This is a genomic window from Paenibacillus sp. NPDC058898 (assembly GCF_049316025.1).
Lineage (GTDB): Bacteria > Bacillota > Bacilli > Paenibacillales > Paenibacillaceae > Paenibacillus_AQ.
Window position 1 is genome coordinate 828,615 of sequence record NZ_JBMOSM010000002.1, and the last position, 25,237, is coordinate 853,851.

The window sequence follows — 25,237 nt, forward strand, 5'->3', positions numbered from 1 at the left end:
TTCGTAATTGATACTTACTTTAAATCATTCCCAATTTTTCGTCAAGAACCTTTTCATAACGTTTGTCACACTTCACCGAAGGTTTCCATACCCTGTACCATGGTCCTTGGCTGCGCCGGATTTCAACTTGAAAGGTCCTACACCCGGCGTTATACTAGACAAGTGCTGTTGAAAACCGAGTATGAAAGAGGTGACATGGAAGATGGACGGTGACCCGAGCCAGAAACTAGATCAAGACGCACAACCGCATAGGATTAAGATCAGTCTACCGGCAGAGGGCGGCGTTATTTTTCATGCGCTTTTATCGTATTCTAACCTTCCTTGACATGCCCCTACACCGGTGGGCTGATATCCTGTGCCTTTACTGCTTAACCAAGCAGCTTGTATTTGACAAAGGAGTGATATCAGATGAAAATCCGGTTGGTCGATTCGGGCGTATTTACCCCTGTTGATGACATCGAAATGACGCTGACACCTCCGGCCAGCGGCTTCTACTGGCTGGATGCGGACGAGGATGATTTAGCCGAACTGCAACCTCTCTTCTCCCTGCATGATCTTGCGGTTGAGGATTGCCTCAGCGAAGAAGAGCAGCGTCCAAAAATTGAAATATATGAGAACCACTATTTTATCGTTGTTAACAGCATCCGGTTTGACGACGAAGAAATTTTCCTTCGGGCATTGAACGTTTTCTTGGGCAGGCATTTTATTATTACGATGACCAAGCAAAAAATCCACGAGCTTCGCAGCGTTAAACCGCTTCTCTGGGAGGATGAAGTGAGCACGCCTGACCGCTTCCTCTATCTCTTGATCGACCTCGTCACGGACAACTATTTCTCCGTTGGGGACCGAATTGAAGCGCGGATTGAAAAGCTGGAGGAAGACATCCTCATGCATACCAAAAAATCACACTTAAGCGAAATTATTGGTCTGCGCAGTGAAATCCTATGGCTTAAGAAGGTACTTGGACCGCAGAAGGAAGTTATCAATACGCTGAACAAAAAAGACCTACGGCTGATCGATGACCAGCTGCAAAAATATTTCAGCGACATCTATGAAAATGCCGTGAAAATTTCCGAAACATTCGAGACTTATCGAGATCTCATGGGGAACCTTCGAGAGGCTTACCAATCCAGTATCGCCAATCGGGCCAATGAAATTATGCGTGTGTTTACAGCTATTACAACCATCTTCATTCCGCTAACGCTCATTACCGGCATCTACGGCATGAACTTTACAAATATGCCTGAACTCGACTGGAAATATTCCTACTATGTGGTTCTCGGCATCATGGTTTTTGCCGGTGCTCTTATGTTTTACCTGTTCCGTAAAAAAGACTGGATATGAAACACCACAGAACCACAGACAGAATCAGGACGGATCTCCTTGCCACAAGGGAATCCGTCCTGATTTCGTTTGTGCGGATTTAACCTGCGTTCGCTTTGCCAGACTCCTCCCGCCGGAAGCGAATCCGTATCAGGCGCAGCCGCTCATACAGCTTCTCCGTTCCGCCAATCTCTTCTGCCTCTCCATTCCGGGCTTGTCCTTCTCCATATACCCGTTGTAATACGGGTTTAAGAAACGTATCGCCCAGCTCTTCAAACGCCTTCCATACCGTTGCCTGCTCTGAAGCCGTCATCGTATTCAATTCAACCTCAAGCAGTTGCTCCGTATCATAACCTTCCTTCTCGAGCCCCTCCAATTCCTCAACCAAATCCCGACGAGATAACGAGGTGCGTTCTTCCAGCTGGGCCAGTGAAGCTCCCTCAGCTATCCCAATCAGCATCGTACGGCGGAATCGGAAGCGGTCGAGCTCTTGCTTGTATCGCTGCTCCTTCTGTTTATACAGCCAGGACAAGAACACCTCTTCCTGCAGCTGCTCGTAAACCCAATCCAGTGGAAAGGTTGTGGTTCGTTCGATTTTCGTCGTGATCTCCAGCCACTCCGCCCCATGCTCCGAAGCCTTGCTGACCCCGATTCCCGGAAGCTGCAGCAGCTCTTCCTCATTCTGGGGGATGAAGGCGCTAATCATACGCAGCACTCGATTGCTGGCAATGAAATAAGGTGCTTTTCTTCCGGAGGCCGCCTTTCTTCTGCGCCAAGCACACAGCTCCGTGTACAACTCCTCCGAGCCATACAGCTCACTGTAGCACTGCAGCTTCTGAGCGCCGAGATTCTTGCCTCCAGTCTCTCCCGGTTCATGGAATACCCCCTCAACTAGCGGCCGGAAGCCCTCTCCAAGCTTCTTCGCTAATTGATGTCGGTACACGCATAATAACTCATTCCATGAATTTCCCTCATACCACTCATCATCGGATACATCACCGTCCGGTTCCATGTTCCGCCAGCCAAGCCGCCATCCCCCCTCTTCCTCACCGATCCATACTTGAGCAGAACGGATGTGACCTGACTCATCCGCTCCGCTCATCTGATTCATGAACACAATTTGCATCCCTCAAATACCTCCCGCTTACGCATTCAGCACAGCGATGGAACAACGCAAAAAAGCACCTCTCCTCCGCCGCAGCGACAAAGAAAGGTGCTTCCCGTTCCATACGTTATACTGTTGACATCATAATACCATAATCTGTAATAAAATCAACCTAATTTTGATTCACTCTATATAAGAAATAGGGTTAAGCTTGAACGCTCTTGGCCTCATCTACTGCCAGCTTGGCCAACGCCAATGCGCCGCAGAGACCCGCATTATCGCCGAGCATCGGCGGAACGATAAATTGATCAATCCCATCATGAAGGCTTGGATGCTGAACATATCCGGCCAGCAGCTCCTGAAGCTTCGTGCGGATCAGCGGGAACAGCTGCTCCTGCTTCATAACGCCTCCACCCATCACGATACGCTGTGGGGACAGAATGAGGACATAATTCATCAGCGCTTGAGCCAGATAATAAGCTTCCATCTCCCAAGCCGGATGATCCGGCGTCAATTCCACACCGGGAACTCCCCAACGTTTGCCAAGAGATGGTCCGGCAGCAAGTCCCTCCAGACAGTCTGCATGATAAGGGCATGTCCCTTCATACCGGTCTTCCGGATGGCGGCGCACATAAATATGTCCCATCTCCGGATGAGACAAACCGTGAATCAATTCACCAGCTACCACGGCGCCTGCTCCTACTCCCGTTCCGATGGTGATATAAAGACAGCTATCCAGTCCCTGGGCAGCGCCCCATGTATATTCTCCAAGAGCGGCTCCGTTTACATCGGTATCAAATCCAATCGGAACATTAAAACGCTCTTCCAATGCTTTGACAATATTGTAATTGCTCCAATGAGGCTTCGGTGTCGTAGTAATGCAGCCATAAGTCGGGCTGCCCTTCACCGGATCAATCGGTCCGAAAGAACCGACTCCGATCGCCTCTATATCCTTATCAGCAAAAAAGTTAAAGACGTTTGCCATGGTTTCTTCAGGGGTTGTTGTCGGGAAGCTCACTCGCTCCACAACCGTTCCATCCTCCATACCCACGCCGCAAACGAACTTGGTTCCTCCTGCTTCAATTGCTCCAAGTAAACTCATGCTTCTTCCATCCTCTCCACGATGTGCTATGCCTTGTTCTCTATATAGTTGCTAACAAGCTCTATTCGAAGCATATGTAAACATTGTGCTCCCGTCAAGTCCGCCCGCCTCTTTCTCTGTTTCTGCCGGTTCCTGACGCGGCCAGCAACAGCCAAGAGAACAAAATAATGACAGCCGTCCACGCCCACGCCAGCCCGCTCTCGCCATTGCTTACCGCAACGTAAATGGCCGTGGGCAGCGTTTGCGTAACACCCGGTATATTGCCTGCAACCATCCAGGTTGCCCCAAATTCACCTAAACCTCTGGCAAAAGCCAGAATGAACGCCGAAATCCCCGCTCTGCGGACAAGCGGCAGCGTAATCCAGCGAAGCACCTGCCATTCGCCGGCCCCTGCCGATCGCGCCGAATCCTCAAGCTCCGGTTCCACGGACTCAAAGCCTACCCGCATGCTCTGATACACAAGCGGAAACGAGACCACAATAGCCGCTATAACCGCGGCCCCCCAACTGAATATGATGGGCCTGGCAAACAGCCATTGCGCAGCTGCGCCAATCCAGCTGTTTCTGCCCAGCATGACAAGCAGAAGAAAGCCAACCACCGTAGGTGGAAGCACAAGCGGAAGCATCAGTAGCGTTTCAACCGCCGTCTTGCCGACAAACGAGCGCCTGGACATCCAGCGCGCTGCCGCTAATCCTAGTATAAATGCAATGATGCTGGACAGCAGTGATGTTTTTATCGACAGCCATACCGGCATCCAGAACATTTCGGTCGCAGTCACGGCGACGCCTCCGCTACCTCAAATCCAGCTTCCGTGAAGATATCCCTGATCTCGGGCTTCCGCATAAATTTGAGGAACGCCTCAGCCTCCTGCGGATGCTTGGCATTGCCCGGAACCGCTGCAGGATATTCGATCGGCTGGTGCTTGTCCGGGTCAACCTCAAACGCAAGTGTTGCCTTGGCGGAACTCTTCAGATCGGTTTTGTACACAAAACCGGCATCCGCATTCCCCGACTCCACATAAGCGAGAACTTGCGTCACGTCCTTGGCATACACCGCCTTGGATTCGACATCTTCCCAAAGGCCTTCATTCTGAAGAGTCTCCTTCGCGTACTCCCCGGCCGGTACAGTATCCGGCTGCCCGATAGCCAGAACTCGTACTTCAGGTTTGAGCAGATCGGATAACTGCTTCACGTTCTGTTTGCCAACAGGCTCAATCAGCACCAACGCATTTCGAAACATTAACTGAACCGCATCGGATTGTACGATCCCCTTCTCGACCAGTCGATCCATCGGCTCCGTTGCCGCGGATACAAACAAATCTACAGGCGCCCCTTGCTCAAGCTGTTGTCCTAGAGAGCCCGAACCGCCAAAATTATAACGCAGCGTAACATTCGGAAACTCTGCTTCAAATCGTCGTCCGGTCTCTTCCAGGCTGGATTTGAGGCTTGCTGCTGCCGAAACCATAACTTCAACCTTCTTCTCAGCCCCTGAGGGCGGCTTAGAGGTATCGGTTAAAGGAGTCTGATTGGAGGCACATGCGGATATAAGAAGCAGCATGGCCCCAAGCAGTAATCCGGTCAAGATTGATTTTCTACCGAAATTAAACTGTCTCCACATAACTAGGAAACCACCGCCACCCCAAAAAGATGGCCCAAGCTCTTCATCTCAAGCTCCTCCAGTTTGGTTAATGCACGTTCGTGATCCACGCTCAAGCGGCATAGTTCCAGTTCGCACTCCATTGGAACCTCACAATGGATTTCCGCCAAAGACCTGGACAGATGCAGCATTTCCAGATCTGCCTCGATCTTGGTGCGGACCCCTTTGGTCAGTGACTCAAGATTCGCAAGAATTCCTTCCACGGTTTCATACTCCTGAATCAGCTTGACCGCCGTTTTCTCGCCAATCCCACGTACACCAGGATAATTATCACTGGTATCTCCCATCAGGCCTTTCACATCGATAACCTGTCTCGGGGAAAGTCCTTTTTCGGCATACAGCGTTTCTGGGGTATAGTGCATATAATTGCCGTGTCCCTTTTTCATGATAATGACGGAAGTGGAATCGTTCACGAGCTGAAGCAGATCGTGGTCCCCCGACAGGATCATGACATTCATGCTATCTCCGTACCGTCTGGCTAATGTACCGATGCAATCATCAGCCTCATAGCCTACGACGCCCAGGTTCGGAATTCCCAGACATTCCGTCACATCACGAACCAACGAAAACTGCGGAACCAGATCATCCGGCGCTTCCGGACGATTGCCTTTATACGAGGCGAATTGCTCTGTACGAAATGTTTTCGAACCCATATCCCAGCAGCAAGCTACATGGGTAGGCTGAAATTTATCGATAGCATCCCACATATACCGCAGGAAGCCATAAATCGCGTTGGTCGGCACCCCCGCTTTGGTTCGACGGATATAGCCGCTTGACGCGGTTGCATAGTAAGCACGAAATAATAAAGCCATCCCGTCTACAAGCATTAAGGATGGTTGTTGATTGGGTATCACAGTCATGATCGCTCCTAACTTTAACTTCTCTGGTATAACCTTAAACATACCTTGTCATTATACCATATCCCTATATAGACTTGGGCTTGTCACAAGGTATTTCTTTGAATTTCCTATCATTTCCTGTTCATATTTTTCTTGCGAGATAAGGATGCTAAGCCTCTTAAAACGAAAGAGCATCCCGGCGGCCAAAAGACCTTGGGATGCTCTACCTTCATCAGCAAGAAAATGTGTCTATTCCGGATCGTTGACCTTCAACAATGGGGCCACTCAGTTCTTTCAACCGGTCTCAATTGGGCCGTCATTGCCTCCGACCAAAATAGCCATTCTACTTCTGCCATGACTCCTGATATTGTTCTGCTTTGAAGCCGACGGTCACTTTACTTCCGTCCGTCACGATTGGACGCTTGATCAATCTTCCGTTGGACGACAACAGTTCGATTTTCTCCTCATCGGAAAGTCCAGGCAGTTTGTCTTTCAGGTTCATTTCCTTGTAGACCTCGCCACTCGTATTGAAAAATTTCTTAAGCTCCAGGCCGCTCTTATCGATAAGAGCGGCTAATTCTTCCTGCTCTGGCGGTTGTTCAAAAATATTTTGAAGTTCCAGCTCATGTCCTTCGTTCTGCAGCCATTTGACCGCGTTACGGCATGTCCCGCATTTCGGATATTGATATACTTTCAGTTTGCTCATTCGATACGTTCTCCTTCTCTTGTTGTTTTGAAAATATTTAAGTTGCCTCTTGCGCAAGCATATTTCTCAGAGAGTTCATATCCTCAGGAAGCGGAGCTGTGAATACCATCGTGTTCCCCTCAATCGGGTGAATCAGTGTCAGGCTTGCTGCATGCAGTGCCTGCCTGCCCATATAGCGGTCCACCCTCATGATGGATGATCCGACTTCCGGCTCTGCCGACCCCTCGTTCCCATAGGACGCAGTTTCCGTCCCATCTGATCGTAACTCCCGCTCACTGTATACCGGATGCCTATACATCTGATCTCCAATCAATGGACAACCGATGCTAAGCATATGCACCCGAATTTGATGGGTCCGGCCCGTTTCCAGCTTCAATTCAACCAAGGATGCGGAATGATAGGTTTCGCATACCTGATACCGTGTCAATGAAGGATATCCGTCCGGGGTTACGATGCGGCGGTGGGGCTTTAAAGGATCCCGATCAATCGGACCGTCAATATCGCCTGACGGCAAAGCAGGCTTGCCATGAACAAATGCAACATACCTCTTGTCGACCGTGCCGGCTATCATTTGTTCTGAAACATGCTGGTGGATATACGGATTCTTGGCCACCACCAACACGCCGGAAGTTTCCTGATCCAGCCTGTGAACCGCTCGGAACCGGTAATTCCAGCCCTTCTCCTGCCAGTAGTGGACAACGCCGTTCGCCAATGTGTCCGTATAATGACCATGCGTCGGATGCACAATGATCCCTGCCGGCTTGTTCAGAACAAGCAGATGCTCATCCTCGTATAGAATATGAAGGTCCATCGGCTGGGGCAGCATATCGTCTGAACGCTCCTGCTCCATCCGAATTTCAACCAGATCTCCCGCATGCACTTTCACGCTAATGTATACACGGGTCCCGTTCAGCATAATGCCCTGCTCGGTCAACTTGAGGCGCGAGAGCAGCTTGCGGGATACCCCCATTCGTTTTTGCAATATAGTCTTAAGCAGCATGCCGTCTTCGTGGGGGGACACGACATAGCTGATTGGCGGATAGTACAAACTCATGAATTACCGAAACACCTTTCCACTTCGCTCATATTCGACATCCAGAATCCCGGCGTGCACATTGGCTGCCCGAGCAGTCACAAAGAAATAGTCGGACAATCGGTTCAAATACCGGCGGACCTCCGGATTGATTTCCGTGGTTCGCTGCAGCGAAACGGTCAACCGCTCAGCGCGGCGGCATACGGTCCGACATACATGAAGCAACGAAGACAACGCGCTTCCGCCTGGCAAGATAAAACGTTCAAGCGGAGGATTCTTCTCCTCGAATGCATCCAGCCATACCTCCAGATTATCCACTAGCTCCGCGCTTACCTTGAGTTTATCCTCGCGAGGTCTCGCATAGGCCAGATCCGAACCGCAATCGAACAGTTCATGCTGGATTCGAACGAGCTGAAGATGCAGCTCCTCAAAGTCGGCTTCCTTGGCCAAACATACGGCTTGGCCGACAAAGCTGTTCAGTTCATCGATCGTGCCATACGCTTCGATGTGCGGATCATCCTTGGGCACACGACCGCCAATAATTGAAGTTTCCCCCGCATCTCCCGTTCTCGTATATACCTTCATCCCATCTTCCTCCATTTCAAAGTCCGGTCCTTATTGAACGAACATCATATTTCTTATTTTATTATGCTCAACTATAGCATAATTTCGGATAACGGTCCCTCTATGGCGGAATAAGTCCCAAGCGGATCATGATTCCGGAGCGAGGTTCTATCATCCATGGGAAATCAATTAAACGCAAACAAGGCTGATCCTTGAGTCATTGTACTCAGGAGCAGCCTTGTATTATTCAATCAAATCGTATTTTATAGTTTCTTTTTTGGATGAGCCTTCATATATTCGTTAATCTTCAAATCCAGCAAACTGCTGATCTCGATGACAATTTCGGACGTAAAGGACTGCTCTTCCAAAAAAATCTGTTCCATCTTCCGGCGAAGCATGTGAATTTCGTCTTCCAAGGTAATTTCCTGAGGAGTGGATTTGGCTGATTTAATTGACCATTTACCGTGATTATCGCCTTCAGCCGTATAGTCACCACGGTAGTTTGACAATTCATAATCACAAAACACTGGTGATCCCTCCTTGGAAAGTAAAATTCTGCCCCCAAAATAAAATTATAACATATATTCTCCCAATGGAAAGTGATTTTTTGTTAATTCAAGGAAAAAGTTCAACGAATTCCTTGTCTACTTTATTTTTTCCACAAAATTGCCCATTCTCTCCAAGGCCTCATTCAGTTGGGCAATGGATGTAGCATAAGAGCAGCGGATGAATCCTTCCCCGCCTAGACCGAATGCGGTGCCTGGCACGGCAGCCACCTTGGCCTCAGTCAGCAAGCGCTGGGCAAATTCTTCTGAGCCGAGCCCCGTTCGCTTGATACTTGGAAATGCGTAAAACGCTCCCTGTGGTTCGTGGCAATCCAAACCGATCTCGCGCAGCCCTTGAACCACCAGTCTGCGCCGCTGGTTATAGGATTCAACCATTCGATCCTTCTCCCCCATACCGTTGCGCAATGCTTCGAGCGCGGCGACTTGCCCCATTGCGGGTGCACACATAACCGTATATTGGTGTATTTTCAGCATGGCGCCGATCAGATCGGCATGAGCACACACATACCCCATACGCCAACCGGTCATAGCAAACGCCTTTGAGAAGCCGCTCACCAGTATGGTGCGGTCCATCATGCCTGGCATCGAGGCGAAGCTGACATGTTTGCCTTCATATGTGAGCTCCGCATAGATTTCATCGGAGATCACAATCAAATCGTGTTTTTCCACCACTTCTGCAATGGGCAGCCAATCCTCATAAGTCATGATGGCTCCCGTCGGATTGCTTGGGTAGCACAGGATTAGAATCTTCGATTTGGGCGTGATTTGCGCTTCAAGCGCCTCGGCTGTCAGTTTGAAATGATGCTCTGCCGTCGTTTCAATACCAACGGGTACCCCGCCACCGATTGAAGCAATCGGCGAGTAAGAAATGTAACACGGCTCGGGAATCAGAATTTCATCACCGGGTACAATCAAGGCACGCAGCGCCAGATCAATCGCTTCACTGCCGCCTACGGTTACAATCATTTCATTGGCAGGATTATAGGTCACGTGGAAACTGTCGTTCAAATATTCCGCGATCGCCTCCCGCAGTTCCGGCATACCGGCATTGGACGTATATCCTGTAAACCCGCGCTCCAATGAATACACGCAGGCTTCTCGTACATGCCACGGCGTTACGAAATCAGGCTCACCGACACCAAGTGTGATAATATCCTTATTTCCACTGACGAGATCAAAAAATTTCCGGATTCCGGAGGGTTGAATGTCCCTGACCCTAGGCGCCAAATAGGAGCTCATCGATTTCCTGTTATTTTCTGCAAGCTGCTGTTCGTTCACAATCATAGCACACGCTTCCTTTACGGCGAGATCAGGAGACGATTGTCTTCTTGACGTTCTTCAAAAATAATCCCGTCTTGTTTATATTTTTTTAAAATAAAATTGGTTTTGGTCGATAATACAGAATCGATAGGTGACAGTTTCTCCGAAACAAAGTTGGCCACCTCACGCAAGTTTCTGCCTTCCACTTCAACCAGCAAGTCGTAGGCGCCAGACATAAGATAGACCGACTTCACCTGCGGGAATAAATAAATCCGCTCGGCAATTCCTTCAAAGCCTCTTCCGCGCTCAGGTGTAATTTGAACCTCGATCAGCGCCGTAACCTTCTCGTCTTCCATCTTGCCCCAGTTGACAACGGTCGCATACTTAACAATAACGTGATCTCGTTCAAGCTCCGCAATGGAGGTCTTTATTTCTTCCTCATCTACACCGAGTAGAGTAGAGAGTAGAGCCGGCGATCTTCTCGCGTCTTCTTTCAGCAGGTCAAGCACCTTCAGTTTCAATTCGCTAAGCTCTTCCATATACGTATCCTCCAGCACTTATTCCGAATAACCATTCTACATGCATGATATTTCGGAACAGAGATTAATACTTATATTACAATAACTTACACGGGATGTGCAAAAAAAAATACCGATGCATCACTGCAGCAACGGGCTGCAGGTGTCATCGGCTTATTGTTTGAGTTAACCATGGGATTATTGGGTTACATTATTAGATGTAGGGGCTACATTAGTGGTATGTGGCGCTACATTCGGATGATGCGCGTACGCGCCCATACCGGAAGTTTTTTGATTAATGGTTTCCCGTGTTTTTTGCTGGGACTGCTGCGCCTGCTTATACTGCTTGTCCACATCGTATTTCAATGCATGCCGAGGCGCGGTATACATGTTCTGCTGCTTCATCATATTAAAAAATTCACCTTGCAGCTTCAGTGTATCCGCAGTCAGATCCGTAAACATTTGACGGACATCAGGACAAGAAGCTTCCGTTGTAGCTGTCGTATACTCTCGCACGACCCGTTTCAGTTCTCCCAGAATAGGGCTAAGCATATCCTCTTCGGGCAGGTATGAAGATCCATTAGGCGTTATCATAAGTCGTTCCTCCTTAACAATTATGCATCCTGGTCTATATCTCCTCTTATTGAGGCTGCGTCGGCGCGATATTGCTGTGGATCTGCAGTGAGTTAACCAATGTATCGAGATGCTGCTCATGGCGTCCTACGAATCCCAGCAGCGCCTGCTGGATTGCAGGATTTTGACTGGCTGCGGCTGTCGCGGCACAATGCTTGGCCAGCATGCTCTCGTTGGAAATGCAATCCGCAATATAGTCCAGTTCTTTTGAAGTTAGAGGCTGTAATTGCTGATTAGGTATCATCTTTGTGTTTGTTCCCCTTTCCAATTAGGTTGCACAGGGCTAGTATGCCACCTATATAAAAATCTATGTCGTGAGATGTCATTAAATACGAAAGGAACGTCCAAACTAATAACAATGTGACGATGAGGGGGTGAGGGACCATGTTACTGACCGGCGGAACAACGCCCTGGAAATTTTTAAACACCGAACCTGTAAAAAGATACCCTGGTCTATCAGAACAGCTCAGCTGTGATGTGCTAATTGTCGGCGGCGGTATTAGCGGTGCGCTGATGGCCTATGTGCTGACCAAGCAAGGCGTGGGCACCGTCCTGCTGGAGAAAAAACGCGTATGCGATGGCAGCACATCCGCCAATTCGGGGCTGTTGCAATTCTCCAACGACTGCCCCCTATCTGATCTGATCCAACAATTTAACGAACAACAGGGCTCCTCCTTCTACATGATGTGCAGAAACGCCGTACGTCGGCTCACCGAAATTGCAAATCATCTGTCCAGGGATTCCGGCTTGACCCCGCGAAGCAGCCTCTACTATGCCAGTAACCCCCAAGATGTCGGCATGCTTCGCCATGAGTATGACCTGCTCAAACGAAAGGGCTTCGATGTGGAGTACTGGAGCCGCGAGCATGTGAAGGCTAACTTTCCGTTCTCAAAAGAAGCTGCCATCTACACTCGCGGCGATGCCGAAGTCGATCCCTACCGTTTTGGGCTTAATCTTCTTCAAGATGCCTGGGAGCATGGGCTGCGAATTTACGAAAATAGCGAAGTGAAGGAAACTCGGTATAGCGACAGCGATGTCACCGTCTTAACCGATCAAGGAAGCGTCCTCGCCAGGAACGTGATCTGGGCCACCGGGTATAGCACCCAAGAATGGAAGCCTGATTATCAAGCGGAGCTGCTCAACACCTATGCCATCCTGACGGAGCCTGTATCCGATCTGTCTTCATGGTACGAGCGAGCATTCATATGGGAAACAAATCGCCCTTATCTCTATTTCCGGACAACGCCGGATCAGCGAATCATAGCCGGAGGGCTGGATGAACCGCTTCCTCCTTCAGGCAAACCAGAGGAATACGCTGAACCGAGAGGCCGGAGATTGCTAAATGAAATCCAGAAACTGTTTCCCCATATGACGGATTTGAAAATCGCTTGCAGTTGGGCCGGCGTGTTTGCCACAACCCAAGACGGCATCCCGTTGATCGGCAGACACCCGCAGTATCCGCACAGCTACTTTATCGAGGTGTATGGCGGAAACGGGACCGTTTACAGCATGATCGCTGCGGATCTGCTGGCCGAGACGATTGCAGGACGTGAACCCGAAGAGCTGAAATGGTTCTCCTTGATACGGCCAATCGACCTGAAAATCACATAAAATAATTGAAGGTATCTCCTTATTGCCCATGGGGCCTTGGAGATACCTTCTTAAGTTGTAGGGTTGCGCCGTAACGCTGTCTCTTGTTTATCAACTCACCGTTCGTTAACTGGCACAACGCTTTTGACGCGAGCGGATGCGATTAGGCTTCAGGTGTTCAGGTAACTTGTCCTTTGGAAGGAAACAGCTTTCGTATAAACATCCACGATCCGATAGGGGAAGCCCCCAGAAACAGCATCAGCAGGGTTACCGTTAACGTGTCCTGTCTAAATGACAGAACAAGAATAAACACAAGGAGACCCGTAATTCGGCCTATGGTTAGACTGAGTTCCCGCAGCACGACCAGTTCCACCCGCTTCTCCACGTTTTCCTGATTCACTCCCATAAGATCAAAACTGGCCGATATAGCCGGCATCATGTACAGCGGAATAAACAGCGCCGTCCCGATTCCCAGCACCAACAGCGTAGTATAGTTGACAGCAAATAGCAGCGGCATAATTACGAGCAGCATCAATATCGAACCTACCAGCATGCCGGTTTTACGGAATTTGGGCTTGAACCACTTCCCGCAGGCCCAGTAGCTGACCAGCGAAACCGCCGAAGTAATCAATGCGAATTGCCCCAGCTTCGATTCCTGGTCCGTCGCCACAAAAACAAGGAGTGTAATAAGAAAGGAAAACACACCTTCCCTGATTCCCTGAACGGCCAAGCCGAATACCGCGTATTTCCAGACTCCGCCCACCTTGAGTCGGCTAACCCCCTCCAGCCAATGATAGTCGCTCTGGACCGGTCGTTTTCGCAGAAAAAAGCTGAGCACCACCGTCGCCGCGAAGATGACCATCGATACGGTAAAAATAAACCGGTAGCCCTGATCCCCATGCATCATCGTGATGATCCAACCCGCCATCCACGGACCGATAATCCCCGTTATGGAGCCCAGGAGTCCGATCCAGCCATTAAACCAGTCCCGATTCTCTGCACTTGAAATCTCGAAGTAAACCACATTAAAGGCTAACCAGAATAATCCCAATGAGACGCCGAACAGCAAGCCGAGAGGCCAAATATAATGGACGGCATCCCTCCCTGCCCACAGAACGCATAGATAAAACAGGGCGGACACTGCAATACCCAGGCGAAGCGCATTCATTTTGTTATGCTCCTTCACCCATTTGCCAGCGGCCCAGAACGTCAAACCCAATGCAACCTGCTGAGCAATCGTGAACCAACCGAGCATCGTATAGTCCTGGCGGCTTTTCCATAAGTATACGTTGAGGAATGTACCCGACAATGCACTCGATAGTATAAACAACCCATGAACGGATAACAGAAGCATAGCCTGGGGGTCCTTTGTCAACTTCATATACAGTTCCTCCCTTGCCTTCACACTTGAAGTCCAAGGTATTTTACCCCTCTAATCCCCACTTCATGAACAAAAAAAAGGAAACCGCCGCATGCAGTTTCCTTAAACTAGCCGTGGATCGGCATACAGCGCATTTCCGCAAACTCTATTCCTTTTTATGGATAAAGCTTTTGATCATCCGAAGCCGGTCATTCTCTGCCAGATTGTGCTGTACATGGAAGCATCCAGGGCACACATATACATTTAGATCATAAGGGGGCTGAAGGATAGGGCCTTGAATCAGGGCTGCGTTAACCGGCTGGAAGCCTTCCCCACTCACATGCTGCGTTCCAGCATGAAGCATATACTCTCTGCAATGCAAGCACTCGGGAACTTCCTCTTGCTGGTCCAGAATCCCCTCTACCGTCTCCTCAAATGCAAAGAGGTCATGATCCTCCCCATACTTATCCACGGTTCGAAGCGAGGACAGTGTTTCATGGTCGGATCCCCATATACGATGAAGATCACCCGCTTCCTCATCGGAAGCCTCATAAGCCTCTTCATATTCCTCCGGATCGTCCTGTACATCCTCGTCTTCCAATGCGATATTCAATGTGCGATAGCCTTTAAGCTCGTTCGCACAGTGAGGACAAGTATCTTCGGGACCTATCTCTTCATCCCATACAATTTCACTTTGGCACCATGGGCAAACCGTCGGTTCCATCGATCATTCATCCCTTTCTTTATTCAAACGGCCATGAATGGCCCTATTAACTTTATTTTTATTGAGACATCAAGTATACAATACCCGCCACAAAAAAAATCAAGGCAGCCGCAAACAATATCCGCGGTAAATATTTCATCGTCCTTTTCCTCCCGAAGCCCTTAAATGATGCTCGCTCCAATAATGTAAGATAAAGATACGGTGATAATTAGTACGATCAAGCCAACTGCGCGGTTATCCTTGCCAATCTCTTCATCGACCGAAAATACGGGAGTCAAGAACTCGAGCAACCAATAAGCCAATAAAAGCAGTATAAACCCGAAGAATGACCATTTAATCATGCCATAAATGGACGTATTGGCTGTTATGCTATACCGCATCACGTTACAGATGCCAAAAACCTTGCCGCCGGTCGCCATAGCTGCGGCAACATTTCCTTTGCGTATTTCATCCCAGCAGTTGTACTTGGTAACCAATTCAAAGCAATACAAGTAAACAATAAGTGCAAGTATCGCAACCGAGAAATAGCCGACGAGCACCCCAAGTGGATGGGTCAGCAAATGATCAATCGCTTCCGTCATTCCCTTTTTTCCTCCCTGATATAAACGGGATGCGGCACCTTTCGCATCCCGCCGTTCTGAACCTTATGATGATATGTTATACGATTGAAGGAGAAAACGGTTCCTGATTTCTTACTTTTCTTATTTCAACTCGGCAATCGTAACGCCATTGCCGCCTTCGCCGTAATTGCCTAAACGATGACTCTTAACATGTTTATGTTTGCGCAAATAATCCTGAATCCCGGTTCGCAGTATTCCGGTTCCCTTACCATGTATGATGTAGATCTGCCCCAGGTTCCCCAGAAAAGCCTCATCAATGAACCGATCCACCTCGATCAGCGCTTCTTCCAGATTCGCTCCTCTTAAATCCAGCTCATTCCGGATGTTGGTATCGCGAGTCCGCTTCAAGACGGTAGCATGCTGTTTCGGCGCTTGTTTGGCGCTTGCTGCCGGATTCGACAAAAGCTCCAAATCATCCAGCGCCACCTTCATCTTCATAATGCCAAGCTGAACAACAGCTTCCTTGGACCCGGCCATTTCTACAACATGCCCTTTCTGATTCAGGCTGGATACCCGAACCTCATCTCCTGGCTCAATGCTGCGCTGCTGCTTCGCTGAACGTTGGCCAGCCGTCTTCTTACCCTGCTGCGGTTCGGCGTCATCCAGACGCTTTCTGGCAGCAATCAGTTTGTGCTCCTTAACGGAAGCCCCTTCCTCTTGGGCAATCTTGCGTAGATCCGCGATGATTTCCTCCGCCTCACTCCGGGCCTTGTCCACGATCTGCCTTGCTTCCGTACGAGCTTTATCAACAAGCTTGTCCTTCTGCTCTTCCAGCTTCTGAAGCTCGTGCTGGTGACGAAGACGCAGCTCCTCCATTTCCTTCCGAACCTGCTCCGCTTTCTCACGCTCTACTTCCGCGGTGTGCCGGTTCTCTTCGAGCGATGCAATCATATGCTCCACTCGTTGATCTTCTTCCTTCACTTCGCCACGGGCAAATTCCAGAATAGATCCCGGCAATCCCAGACGTTCTGCAATGGCAAACGCATTACTGCGCCCAGGCACGCCTACCAACAGGCGATAGGTCGGGCTTAGGGTATTGATATCGAACTCCATGCTGGCGTTGATGACACCTTTGCGTTCGTATGCATAAGCCTTCAATTCAGAATAGTGCGTTGTCGCGATCATGCGGCAGCCCATGCGGTGGATATGCTCCAGGATGGAAATCGCCAGAGCGGAACCCTCCGCAGGGTCCGTCCCTGCTCCCACCTCATCAAGCAGCACTAGGCTCTTCGGCGTCATCTGGCTTAATATGCGGATGATGTTCGTCATATGGCTGGAGAAGGTACTGAGGCTCTGCTCAATGCTTTGCTCATCGCCAATATCCGCGTAGATCGCATCAAACACGCACATCTGGCTGCCTTCTTCGGCAGGAATAAAGAGTCCGGACATCGCCATCAGATTTAATAATCCGATCGTTTTGAGCGTAACCGTCTTACCGCCGGTATTCGGCCCTGTGACAATGATGGATGTATAGGAATTGCCTAATTCCACATCAAGCGGCACAACCTGATCCGCCGGAATCAGTGGATGTCGGCCTTTGCGCAGCTTAATATAACCTCTGTCATTCATTCTTGGTAGTGAAGCCTTCATTACATGGGCTAAACGAGCCTTGGCAAAAATAAAGTCGAGCTGGCCGATCAGATCCAAGTCAATGGATAGCAGCTCAGCCTGTTCGCCGACCTGGGCGGTCAGCTTCTGCAGAATCACTTCGATCTCCCGCTCTTCCCGCATTCGCGTCTCGCGCAGCTTGTTGTTCATGGCTACGATGGATTCCGGCTCAATAAACAACGTCGCGCCTGACCCGGACTGATCGTGCACGATACCGCCAAAATGCGAGCGATATTCCGCTTTTACGGGAATGACAAAACGGTCGCCGCGAATCGTAATTAACTGGTCCTGCAGCATCTTCGCCACGGATTGCGATCGAATCATGGACTCCAGTTTCTCGCGAATGCGAACTTCTCCGCCTCGCAATTCCCGCCGGATCTGAGAAAGCTCCGCGCTTGCGGAATCCAGCACCTCAGCAGCATCGTCAATACAGAGCCGAATGGCATCTTCCAGAGGCTTCTGCTCCGAAATAAGATCACTCAAATTATAGAGGATCTCAATCTTCTCGTCCTCGTGGATCGCTGCAATAAACCGCTTGATTCGGCGTGATCCATGAATCGTATTCGACGCAGCCAGCAATTCATGGGGATTAAGCGTCCCCCCAATTCTGGCTCGCTTCAATGCGTCGTTAATATCGGTAATCCCGCGAAAAGACGGATTGCCCTTGAGCCTGTCTACGGTGTAAGCCTGGTCAGTAGCCGCAAGCAAATCCTTTACCGCCTCCAGGTCGGTTTCAGGCATTAACGTTTCAGCTCTCGCACTTCCCATGGAAGTTTGAGTGTATTGTGTTAATGTATTTAAAATTTTTCGGTATTCTAAAGTTTGCAAAATCTTGTCATTCAAGAAGTTCACAACTCCTCTCAATCGATGCATATATTATATCGAAACTAATACGAATTCGCCAAGGAATCCAAAAACCTTCCACACATAACCGACGGCCCTATTGAACAAAATAAATTCTGCGTAACATTCCAGTCTTATTCTAAGGAGGCAGGTACCATGCAATTTCTCGGGCATGTTGTTCGATTTATCGTTGCCGCGCTCGTTCTTATGGTTGTCGGATGGATTGTCCCCCAATTCACCGTCGGCGGATTCGGAAGCGCCCTGTTGCTTGCACTCGTTATCGCCCTGATTGGTTGGGCTATCGAGGGCATCTTCGGCAAAAAAGTCACACCGTTTGGACGTGGCATCGTGGGCTTCCTGGTGAGCGCACTCGTGATTTACCTTGCCCAATTCATCGTTGGGGGCGTTAGCGTCTCCGTACTGGGCGCCTTGCTTGCTGCACTGGTCATCGGGATCATCGATCTGTTCATTCCGGTTTCCACCCCTTTTGAAGCAGGCAAATCCCGCAAAGAATAAGATAGAAGAACGCCCGCTTCTGTTAGAGGATTCCTCTGAAGCCCTCTTTCTGAACGAACCGAACGGCAGCAGTATCCCCACACTAACCCCCTGTTAATCTAAACAGGGGGTTTTCCATCTTCCCCTATATTATAAAGTAAATCTATATCATCGTTTGAAACCGTTCACGTTCACCAATTTTTCATAACACGTATGTGCACCCACTCTTTTTCTGCGCTATCATAAAGATTGGAAATTATATTTCACAATTATTTCATAGTCAGGAGAGATTTCAGTGAAAAAAGGCATTGCTTTACTTGTTTCATGTATGCTCCTATTTGTATTAGCTGCCTGCGGTGGAGACCAGAAAGAGTCCCAGGGAGATTCAGCGATCTCGGATACTGGTGTAGCACCGGAAGCTGAACTCGTGATTAAGGGCACCAATTTCCAATTCGACCAAGAGGAATATCGTCTCAAGAAAGGTGTGCCTGTCAAGATTACTTACGAGAATGAAGACGGCAACCACGGCGTTATGATTCCTGCGCTCGGACTGCAGCTCGACCGTAAAAACAACTCAACTGTCGTTACGCCTGATGAGACGGGAGAATTCGAAGTTTCGTGTTCCATTATGTGCGGAGCGGGTCACAGCAAAATGATGTCCAAACTTATCGTCGAAGAATAGTAGATCTTCCTCACGAAAATAAACCTCCGGATCGCCAGAGTATCCTCTGTCTAATCCGGAGGTTTTTTCAGGTTCACATCTTCGCCATGGCCTAACGCTGATCCTGCTCAATCAACTCGATCCACTCATTATATTCAACTTGGAGCTTCGCATACTCTTCCTTCAACTTACGGTGTTCTTCTTCAAGCTGCGCAGATTGCTCCGCCTTCAATTCCTGTTCTGCCTGAAGCAGACGATATTGGTGCATGACCAGCTCATACTGTTCACCTAAATCGGAATACTGTTGTGCCGCTTCACTCTTCTCGTCTTCCAGACGTTCATAGGCTTGGCGTGCGGATGCAATTTCCTGCTGCCATGACTGGAGCTCTTCTTCGAGAGCAAGCTTGGTTCGTTTCCACTCATCGCGCTCTGCGGCCAGCTTCTCGCTGTCCTCGGCAAGCTGTTCCCGTTCCGCCATCCCTTGCTGGTATTGCTCCTGCCACTGAACGGCGCGTTCCTTTGAATCTCTCAGCTGCTCGACGAGTTCACGTGCGCGCTCTTCACTGGCAGCCGCCTTCTTGCGAAGCTCATCCAGCTGATTCGACACCGTATCGTATTCTTCCTCCAGCATAGTGTACAGTTTGCTGGTCTCTTCCTCTCGGACTCCCGCTTCCTTCGCGAGTTTCTCCAGCTCTTCATGGCGAAGCTGCAGTTCATTCAATTCCTCTTGGGCACTTCTACGCTCTGACATAGTCCGGTCAGCTTCGTCCTTCATGACCTGGATCTCATCCTGAAGTCCCTTCATTCCTTCTTCCAGGCTCTCGTTCGCTTCCATAAGCTCGACAATTCTCATCTCGAGCTCAGCGGTTTCCTCTTTGCGCTGATCAGCCAGCGTGCGCCAGGATTGAAGCTCGCTGCTTAGACGCTGCAGCTCTTCTTGCTGTTTGCGGGAGGTCTGATTTGCATCCACCACAAGTTTCTGCAGACGACGGCGCTCTTCCTCCGACTTGGCGGATTCCTGCTTCAGGCCCTCGAGCTCCTTCGTCAGCCCTTCGACCTTCGTTCGGAAGGAACGCAGTTCCTGCGAAGAGGCCTCGGCTTGCTGTCTGGACGACTGGAGCGCTTCCTTCAGCTTGTCCGATTCTGCTTTTACAGCACCCAGTTCCTTCTCGGCAGACGACAAACGTGATTGGAGCTGCCCGCCCCGCGTTCGCTGCTCGGCAAGCTGCTTCTCCAGCTCTTGGACGGTACTTGTATGCTTTTGCTCCATATCCTGTACCGTCTTCGTATTCTTCTGTTCCAGATCCTGCACCGTCTTCGTATACTTCTGCTCCATATCGTGCACGATCTTCGAGTGCTGCTGCTCCTTCAGGAGCGCCTCTTGTTTATAGGTGCTCTCCTGTTTCTTCAATTGCTCAGCCAGCTTCTCCTCGGCCTGCTTCGCAGAGGTCCGTTGACTCTGTTCCAGCTTCTCGATGGCCTGTTTATGAGTGAGCGTCAACTGCGAAATCTGCCCTTCATAGCGGCGCTTCATATCTTCAATAGACTGCTTATGGCCGCTCTCCAGCTTCTCGCGCTGCTCCTTAAGACGGGCCTCAAGTTGCTGCTTCTCCTTCAGCAGTTCCGCCACGCGGTCCGATTCCTTCTGAAGCAATTCCTTCGTACGCTCTGACTCCGCGGTTAGATTCTCCTTGGACTTCCTGTATTCCTCAGCCAGTGTAGTCTGCTCCGCCAGCTTGTGCTCCAACTGCTCCTGCTGCTGACGATGTCTCTCCTGCTGCTCGATTTGAAGTCCCTGCACCTTGGCAAGCTCCGTACGCAGTTCATTTCGCTCGGCCGTCATCTGCTTGGCCTCATTCTGAAACTCCAGCTTCTGCAAAGCTTCTTCAGCCATATGTACTGCAGCTAGGACGGCAATGCGCGGGGTATCCAATCGAGAGTGCGCCTTGGATATGGTACGCATGCGATCATCTACATAATTCGCTACCTGTCTGGTATAATCACTGCTACTGCCAACGAGTTTATAGGAAGTTCCGTAGATATCTACGGTAACGCTTTTACGGTCCGATGTAGTCAAAATTGTGCCCTCCTTCTATTATGTGTAGATTCTATGATGTCTGAAATGGTCTATTCTCTACATTCATTATATATGAGATAACATCTGTAGACGAACCTCAAGAAAACAGACCGAAGTTTGGTATATGATAACACAGTTTTGTGCTTATAATTATGTACCCTACGGGCGTCCTGATGCAAATCCCAGTTCAATTTAGAGCAAAAAAGCCCGCATCGAATCCTTGATGTAATGGATTCGATGCAGGCGTTCACAATTCCTGCTATTTTCTTAATTCTGCGCCAAAAGTTTGCTGAAGGGCAGCAACCGCTTTTTCCGTGACGCCGGCAACCTCCTCATCGGTCAGCGTCCGTTCCTGATGACGGTACGTCATGGAGATGGCAACACTCTTCTTACCCTCTCCAAGCTTGCTGCCTGTGAAGACGTCAAATACCTGAATCTGCTGCAGAAGCTCACCAGCATTCTCCTTGATCACTTGAATCAGGGAGCCGGCTTCAACCTCCTCATTCACCACGATGGCAAGATCGCGTTCCATACCCGGGAATCTAGGCAAATCGCGGTAAACGACGCGGGCGTTAGTCAGATCATACAGCGGCTTAAGGAGAATCTCGGCGGCATAGGTATCTTCCAAATCCAGCTCCTGCTGCGTCTTCGGATGAATTTGTCCCAGTACACCTAACAGCCGCTTGTTCTCGCCTTGACCCGCATATACGGAAGCGGAACGTCCCGGGTGGAAGCCCTCCGGTCCGTTGGCCTCGTAAGTGATCTCTTCTGAGCCAATTCCAAGGTAGTCGAGCACCGTTTCGAGCGCCCCCTTCAAATCGAAGAAATCGACCTTGGCCGGCTGAACATTCCATTGCTTGCTGCCTTTGCGTCCCGTCAGCAGCAACCCGAGAACCGGGCGCTCCAGCGGCTGCTTCGTCAATGTCTTCTCATGCGTATGAAACAGGTTCCCTATTTCAAACAGGGCCAAGTCCGGCTGCTTGCGGTTATGGTTGTACACCGCGATATCCAGCAGCTGCGGAAGCAGGCTGGTGCGAAGGACGCTGCGGTCCTCGCTCATTGGCATGGCCAGCTTAACCGCCGTGCCATCTGACGACAGGGAGGTGAACATTTCCGCTTGCTGCGGATGGATGAAGGAATAACCCAGAACCTCCTGGAATCCGCTATGCGTCAGCAAACGGCGAAGCGAGCGGCGGATGGCCTGAGCGATGGTCAATGAACCCGGTGTCGTCGGACCTTCAATCGCCGTTGTCGGGATATTGTCGTATCCATACAGACGGGCCACCTCTTCAATGAGGTCTACGTCAAGCACGATATCGCCGCGTCGGGAAGGCACTTGAACATCCACCATTCCTTGGCCCGAATCTCCGCAAGGGAAATGCAATCGGGCGAAGATCGTTTTCACCTCAAGCAGGGACAGCTCCGTTCCTAGATAACGATTGAGCTTCTCCAGCGACAACGTAATCACGGTAGGCTCGGTGTCCGCACTGCCTGCATCGACGATTCCCTGATGGACAGCGCCTCCGGCATATTTCGCCATCAATGCCGCTGCACGGTTCAGTGCAGGGATAACTGCAGCAGGATCCACTTCCTTCTCGAAGCGGGAGCTTGCCTCCGAACGCAGTCCGAGCTGACGAGATGTTTTGCGGACGGTACCGCCATCGAACTTAGCCGACTCCAGGAAAATATTGACCGTGCTGTCCGTTACTTCGGAGTCCAGCCCGCCCATAACGCCAGCTAAGGCTACCGGCTTGCCCCCTGCTGTAATCACCAGCATATGCGGCTCCAGGCGACGCTCCGCGCCGTCCAGCGTTACCATCGTTTCTCCAGCTTCAGCCATACGCACATGGACCGCGCCATCCTTCAGCTGATCTGCATCAAAAGCATGCAGCGGCTGGCCATATTCCAGCATCACATAGTTCGTAATATCCACGATATTACTGATCGGGCGCACGCCCGCTGCCATCAACCGGTTCTGCATCCACAGCGGAGAAGGACCGATCTTAACTCCGGTAATATAACGTGCCGCGTAATGGCTGCACTGCTCGTTAGCCCCGATCGTAACCGAGATATGATCGGCTGCTGCATCTTGAACCTCCAGAATTTCCTTCTCCGGGTTCGGAAGACTCAGCTCGCGCCCCAGAATGGCGCTCACTTCGTAAGCTGCTCCCAGCATGCTGAGACAGTCAGAGCGGTTCGGCGTCAGATCCAGCTCCAAAATTTCATCGTTCAGACCCAGCACATATTCAATTGGTTTGCCGATCTCCGTCTCAGCCGGAAGTACCAGAATCCCTTCCTGCAGCTCTTTAGGCAGCAGTTTGTCATTCATGCCAAGTTCCTTCGCCGAGCAGATCATGCCTTGGGAGAGCACGCCGCGCAGCTTGGCCTTCTTGATATCCATACCGCCAGGCAGCTTCGCGCCAACAAGCGCCACCGGCACCTTCTGGCCAGCATCCACATTTTTGGCTCCACACACGATCTGGAGATCTTCCTCCTGACCCGCATCCACGATACATACATTCAGCTTGTCTGCGTCAGGATGCTTCTCCTTACTCTTGACGTAGCCTACGACCACTTTGTTAATGCCTTGATTCCGTTTCTCGATCACATCGATTTCAATACCAGCCGAAGTAATACGGCTTGCCAAATCCTCTGAGGTTACGCCTTCGAGCGAAATATAATCGGACAACCAATCGGTTGAAACTCTCATTGTCTATTCACTTCCCTTTATCGTTAAAATTAGATCCGCGTGAATTGATTCAAGAATGCTGTATCGTTGTTGAAGAAGTGACGGATGTCATCCACGCCGTATTTCAGCATCGCAATCCGCTCAACCCCCATACCGAAAGCAAAACCGCTGTACTTCTCAGGGTCATAACCGCCCATTTCAAGCACCTTCGGATGAACCATGCCGCAGCCTAAAATCTCAAGCCAGCCTGTTTGCTTGCATACGCGGCAGCCACTGCCGCCGCATCTTACACAGGATACGTCCACTTCCGCGCTCGGCTCCGTGAACGGGAAGAAACTTGGACGCAGACGGATCTGCGTGTCATCGCCGAACATCTCCTGCACGAATTGCAGCAGCGTCCCTTTCAGATCACTCATGCGAATGTTCTCGCCGATGACCAAGCCCTCGATTTGATGGAACTGGAACGAATGCGTCGCATCATCGTCGTCCCGGCGGAATACACGGCCCGGGCAGATGATTTTGACAGGCGCTTTCCCATTCATCGACAGCATCGTCCGGGCTTGCACCGGGGATGTCTGAGTACGCATTAGCAGATCTTCCGTCAAATAGAAGGAATCCTGCATGTCGCGTGCCGGGTGATTCTTCGGCAGATTCAGCGCTTCAAAGTTGAAGTAGTCCGTTTCCACCTCAGGGCCTTCCGCTACCTGATAACCCATCCCGATGAAAATATCCTCGATATCCTGGATCACCTTGCTCAAAGGATGGACCGCGCCTTGGCTGAGCTTGCGGCCCGGAAGAGTTACGTCCACCTTCTCTGCACGCAGGCGCTCTTCGGTTTCCTGCTGCAAGAACGCTTCCTGCTTGCCGGAGATGACTTCCTCGATCGCGCCCCGAACGTCATTGGCCACCTGGCCGATAACGGGACGCTCTTCTGCACTCAGCGCTCCCATTCCGCGCAGGATTTCCGTCAAGGCACCTTTTTTGCCAAGGTATTTCACCCGCAAATCATTCAGCTGCTGCGGATCGGTAACATCCTGCAATTGCGCCAATGCTTCCTGCTTTAATGCTTCTAATTTTTCCTTCATAGCTATTCGCACACCCCTTTGTAAACTCCATCTTTGTTCTGAAAAAAAAGACTGAAAACAAAAAAGGCCTCTCCTCCCGAAAAGGGACGAAGAGACCGTGGTACCACCCTTGTTAACATGCATCATACCCTAACCAAGGCGGTAAAAACCTTAGGCCTGAGTATGCCTCATCATGCTCAC

24 protein-coding genes are annotated in these 25,237 nt (G+C 50.2%); 4 read left to right on the forward strand and 20 right to left on the reverse strand.

The window, feature by feature from the left end; translation table 11 throughout:
• Positions 1 to 408 precede the first annotated feature (408 nt).
• Complete coding sequence (gene corA / locus ACOZB4_RS08050) at positions 409 to 1,344, forward strand: magnesium/cobalt transporter CorA (RefSeq protein ID WP_379407526.1); 936 nt, start codon at positions 409 to 411, stop codon at positions 1,342 to 1,344.
• 79 nt (positions 1,345 to 1,423) lie between these two features.
• Here corA and ACOZB4_RS08055 read toward each other — a convergent pair whose 3' ends face one another.
• The 13 genes from ACOZB4_RS08055 to ACOZB4_RS08115 all read right to left on the reverse strand — a co-directional run bounded on the left by ACOZB4_RS08055 (position 1,424) and on the right by ACOZB4_RS08115 (position 11,549).
• Positions 1,424 to 2,449 carry an HRDC domain-containing protein gene (locus ACOZB4_RS08055; RefSeq protein WP_379407524.1) on the reverse strand — a complete coding sequence of 342 codons (1,026 nt, stop codon included), beginning with the start codon at positions 2,447 to 2,449 and terminating at the stop codon, positions 1,424 to 1,426.
• Positions 2,450 to 2,633: 184 nt separating this feature from the next.
• Positions 2,634 to 3,530 (reverse strand): ROK family protein, encoded by an 897-nt coding sequence (locus tag ACOZB4_RS08060; protein WP_215159249.1) that lies wholly within the window; start codon positions 3,528 to 3,530, stop codon positions 2,634 to 2,636.
• A gap of 94 nt (positions 3,531 to 3,624) precedes the next feature.
• On the reverse strand, positions 3,625 to 4,308 hold the full coding sequence (gene modB, locus ACOZB4_RS08065) for a molybdate ABC transporter permease subunit (RefSeq protein ID WP_339267484.1): 684 nt from the start codon (positions 4,306 to 4,308) through the stop codon (positions 3,625 to 3,627).
• Positions 4,305 to 5,147 carry a molybdate ABC transporter substrate-binding protein gene (modA, locus tag ACOZB4_RS08070; protein WP_379407518.1) on the reverse strand — a complete coding sequence of 281 codons (843 nt, stop codon included), beginning with the start codon at positions 5,145 to 5,147 and terminating at the stop codon, positions 4,305 to 4,307. The genes modB and modA overlap by 4 nt, the downstream gene beginning before the upstream one ends.
• Positions 5,148 to 5,149: 2 nt before the next feature.
• Entirely contained in the window at positions 5,150 to 6,040 is an 891-nt protein-coding gene (locus ACOZB4_RS08075) for a 5'-3' exonuclease (RefSeq protein WP_098748557.1), read from the reverse strand.
• A 328-nt stretch (positions 6,041 to 6,368) separates the two neighbouring features.
• Positions 6,369 to 6,731, reverse strand: coding sequence for an arsenate reductase family protein (locus ACOZB4_RS08080; protein WP_379407514.1), 363 nt, complete (start codon positions 6,729 to 6,731; stop codon positions 6,369 to 6,371).
• Positions 6,732 to 6,768: 37 nt separating this feature from the next.
• Complete coding sequence (locus ACOZB4_RS08085; RefSeq protein WP_379407512.1) at positions 6,769 to 7,785, reverse strand: RluA family pseudouridine synthase; 1,017 nt, start codon at positions 7,783 to 7,785, stop codon at positions 6,769 to 6,771.
• A gap of 3 nt (positions 7,786 to 7,788) precedes the next feature.
• A complete protein-coding gene (locus ACOZB4_RS08090; protein ID WP_379407509.1) occupies positions 7,789 to 8,349 on the reverse strand; it encodes a cob(I)yrinic acid a,c-diamide adenosyltransferase in 561 nt (186 codons plus the stop codon).
• 242 nt (positions 8,350 to 8,591) lie between these two features.
• Entirely contained in the window at positions 8,592 to 8,855 is a 264-nt protein-coding gene (locus ACOZB4_RS08095; protein WP_076324516.1) for an aspartyl-phosphate phosphatase Spo0E family protein, read from the reverse strand.
• 117 nt (positions 8,856 to 8,972) lie between these two features.
• Positions 8,973 to 10,178, reverse strand: a complete 1,206-nt coding sequence (locus ACOZB4_RS08100) for an aminotransferase class I/II-fold pyridoxal phosphate-dependent enzyme (RefSeq protein WP_076324517.1) — start codon at positions 10,176 to 10,178, stop codon at positions 8,973 to 8,975.
• 14 nt (positions 10,179 to 10,192) lie between these two features.
• The gene (locus tag ACOZB4_RS08105; protein ID WP_076324518.1) at positions 10,193 to 10,693 is read right to left on the reverse strand and encodes an Lrp/AsnC family transcriptional regulator; all 501 of its coding nucleotides are present in this window, start codon (positions 10,691 to 10,693) and stop codon (positions 10,193 to 10,195) included.
• A gap of 177 nt (positions 10,694 to 10,870) precedes the next feature.
• Positions 10,871 to 11,266: a spore coat protein gene (locus tag ACOZB4_RS08110; RefSeq protein ID WP_076324519.1), complete on the reverse strand. Its 396-nt coding sequence runs from the start codon at positions 11,264 to 11,266 to the stop codon at positions 10,871 to 10,873.
• A 46-nt stretch (positions 11,267 to 11,312) separates the two neighbouring features.
• Entirely contained in the window at positions 11,313 to 11,549 is a 237-nt protein-coding gene (locus ACOZB4_RS08115) for a hypothetical protein (RefSeq protein ID WP_379407488.1), read from the reverse strand.
• A 140-nt stretch (positions 11,550 to 11,689) separates the two neighbouring features.
• Between ACOZB4_RS08115 and ACOZB4_RS08120 the strand changes: the two genes are divergently transcribed.
• Positions 11,690 to 12,916, forward strand: a complete 1,227-nt coding sequence (locus tag ACOZB4_RS08120; RefSeq protein WP_379407485.1) for an NAD(P)/FAD-dependent oxidoreductase — start codon at positions 11,690 to 11,692, stop codon at positions 12,914 to 12,916.
• A gap of 157 nt (positions 12,917 to 13,073) precedes the next feature.
• Here the strand turns inward: ACOZB4_RS08120 and ACOZB4_RS08125 are convergent, their stop codons facing one another.
• The 4 genes from ACOZB4_RS08125 to ACOZB4_RS08140 all read right to left on the reverse strand — a co-directional run bounded on the left by ACOZB4_RS08125 (position 13,074) and on the right by ACOZB4_RS08140 (position 18,050).
• The gene (locus ACOZB4_RS08125; RefSeq protein ID WP_379407482.1) at positions 13,074 to 14,300 is read right to left on the reverse strand and encodes an MFS transporter; all 1,227 of its coding nucleotides are present in this window, start codon (positions 14,298 to 14,300) and stop codon (positions 13,074 to 13,076) included.
• Positions 14,301 to 14,421: 121 nt separating this feature from the next.
• Positions 14,422 to 14,979, reverse strand: coding sequence for a hypothetical protein (locus ACOZB4_RS08130; protein WP_076324522.1), 558 nt, complete (start codon positions 14,977 to 14,979; stop codon positions 14,422 to 14,424).
• A 161-nt stretch (positions 14,980 to 15,140) separates the two neighbouring features.
• Positions 15,141 to 15,560, reverse strand: a complete 420-nt coding sequence (locus tag ACOZB4_RS08135) for a DUF350 domain-containing protein (protein ID WP_076324523.1) — start codon at positions 15,558 to 15,560, stop codon at positions 15,141 to 15,143.
• Positions 15,561 to 15,680: 120 nt separating this feature from the next.
• On the reverse strand, positions 15,681 to 18,050 hold the full coding sequence (locus ACOZB4_RS08140; protein WP_339267503.1) for an endonuclease MutS2: 2,370 nt from the start codon (positions 18,048 to 18,050) through the stop codon (positions 15,681 to 15,683).
• 156 nt (positions 18,051 to 18,206) lie between these two features.
• Between ACOZB4_RS08140 and ACOZB4_RS08145 the strand changes: the two genes are divergently transcribed.
• Both ACOZB4_RS08145 and ACOZB4_RS08150 read left to right on the forward strand, forming a co-directional pair.
• Positions 18,207 to 18,566, forward strand: coding sequence for a phage holin family protein (locus tag ACOZB4_RS08145; RefSeq protein WP_076324525.1), 360 nt, complete (start codon positions 18,207 to 18,209; stop codon positions 18,564 to 18,566).
• Between the two features lie 274 nt (positions 18,567 to 18,840).
• Complete coding sequence (locus tag ACOZB4_RS08150; protein WP_076324526.1) at positions 18,841 to 19,227, forward strand: cytochrome C oxidase subunit II; 387 nt, start codon at positions 18,841 to 18,843, stop codon at positions 19,225 to 19,227.
• Positions 19,228 to 19,318: 91 nt separating this feature from the next.
• Here the strand turns inward: ACOZB4_RS08150 and ACOZB4_RS08155 are convergent, their stop codons facing one another.
• The 3 genes from ACOZB4_RS08155 to pheS form a co-directional block, all read right to left on the reverse strand.
• On the reverse strand, positions 19,319 to 21,283 hold the full coding sequence (locus ACOZB4_RS08155) for a hypothetical protein (protein ID WP_379407462.1): 1,965 nt from the start codon (positions 21,281 to 21,283) through the stop codon (positions 19,319 to 19,321).
• Positions 21,284 to 21,542: 259 nt separating this feature from the next.
• Positions 21,543 to 23,993, reverse strand: a complete 2,451-nt coding sequence (pheT, locus tag ACOZB4_RS08160) for a phenylalanine--tRNA ligase subunit beta (protein ID WP_379407460.1) — start codon at positions 23,991 to 23,993, stop codon at positions 21,543 to 21,545.
• Between the two features lie 29 nt (positions 23,994 to 24,022).
• Complete coding sequence (gene pheS, locus ACOZB4_RS08165) at positions 24,023 to 25,057, reverse strand: phenylalanine--tRNA ligase subunit alpha (protein ID WP_076324529.1); 1,035 nt, start codon at positions 25,055 to 25,057, stop codon at positions 24,023 to 24,025.
• Positions 25,058 to 25,237: the final 180 nt, after the last annotated feature.

Coding starts and splice junctions, on each gene's coding strand:
- corA (WP_379407526.1), top strand. CDS start 409: ATGAAAATCCGGTTGGTCGATTCGGGCGTATTTACCCCTGTTGATGAC.
- ACOZB4_RS08055 (WP_379407524.1), bottom strand. CDS start 2,449: ATGCAAATTGTGTTCATGAATCAGATGAGCGGAGCGGATGAGTCAGGT.
- ACOZB4_RS08060 (WP_215159249.1), bottom strand. CDS start 3,530: ATGAGTTTACTTGGAGCAATTGAAGCAGGAGGAACCAAGTTCGTTTGC.
- modA (WP_379407518.1), bottom strand. CDS start 5,147: ATGTGGAGACAGTTTAATTTCGGTAGAAAATCAATCTTGACCGGATTA.
- ACOZB4_RS08080 (WP_379407514.1), bottom strand. CDS start 6,731: ATGAGCAAACTGAAAGTATATCAATATCCGAAATGCGGGACATGCCGT.
- ACOZB4_RS08085 (WP_379407512.1), bottom strand. CDS start 7,785: ATGAGTTTGTACTATCCGCCAATCAGCTATGTCGTGTCCCCCCACGAA.
- ACOZB4_RS08090 (WP_379407509.1), bottom strand. CDS start 8,349: ATGAAGGTATATACGAGAACGGGAGATGCGGGGGAAACTTCAATTATT.
- ACOZB4_RS08100 (WP_076324517.1), bottom strand. CDS start 10,178: ATGATTGTGAACGAACAGCAGCTTGCAGAAAATAACAGGAAATCGATG.
- ACOZB4_RS08105 (WP_076324518.1), bottom strand. CDS start 10,693: ATGGAAGAGCTTAGCGAATTGAAACTGAAGGTGCTTGACCTGCTGAAA.
- ACOZB4_RS08110 (WP_076324519.1), bottom strand. CDS start 11,266: ATGATAACGCCTAATGGATCTTCATACCTGCCCGAAGAGGATATGCTT.
- ACOZB4_RS08115 (WP_379407488.1), bottom strand. CDS start 11,549: ATGATACCTAATCAGCAATTACAGCCTCTAACTTCAAAAGAACTGGAC.
- ACOZB4_RS08120 (WP_379407485.1), top strand. CDS start 11,690: ATGTTACTGACCGGCGGAACAACGCCCTGGAAATTTTTAAACACCGAA.
- ACOZB4_RS08130 (WP_076324522.1), bottom strand. CDS start 14,979: ATGGAACCGACGGTTTGCCCATGGTGCCAAAGTGAAATTGTATGGGAT.
- ACOZB4_RS08135 (WP_076324523.1), bottom strand. CDS start 15,560: ATGACGGAAGCGATTGATCATTTGCTGACCCATCCACTTGGGGTGCTC.
- ACOZB4_RS08145 (WP_076324525.1), top strand. CDS start 18,207: ATGCAATTTCTCGGGCATGTTGTTCGATTTATCGTTGCCGCGCTCGTT.
- pheT (WP_379407460.1), bottom strand. CDS start 23,993: ATGAGAGTTTCAACCGATTGGTTGTCCGATTATATTTCGCTCGAAGGC.
- pheS (WP_076324529.1), bottom strand. CDS start 25,057: ATGAAGGAAAAATTAGAAGCATTAAAGCAGGAAGCATTGGCGCAATTG.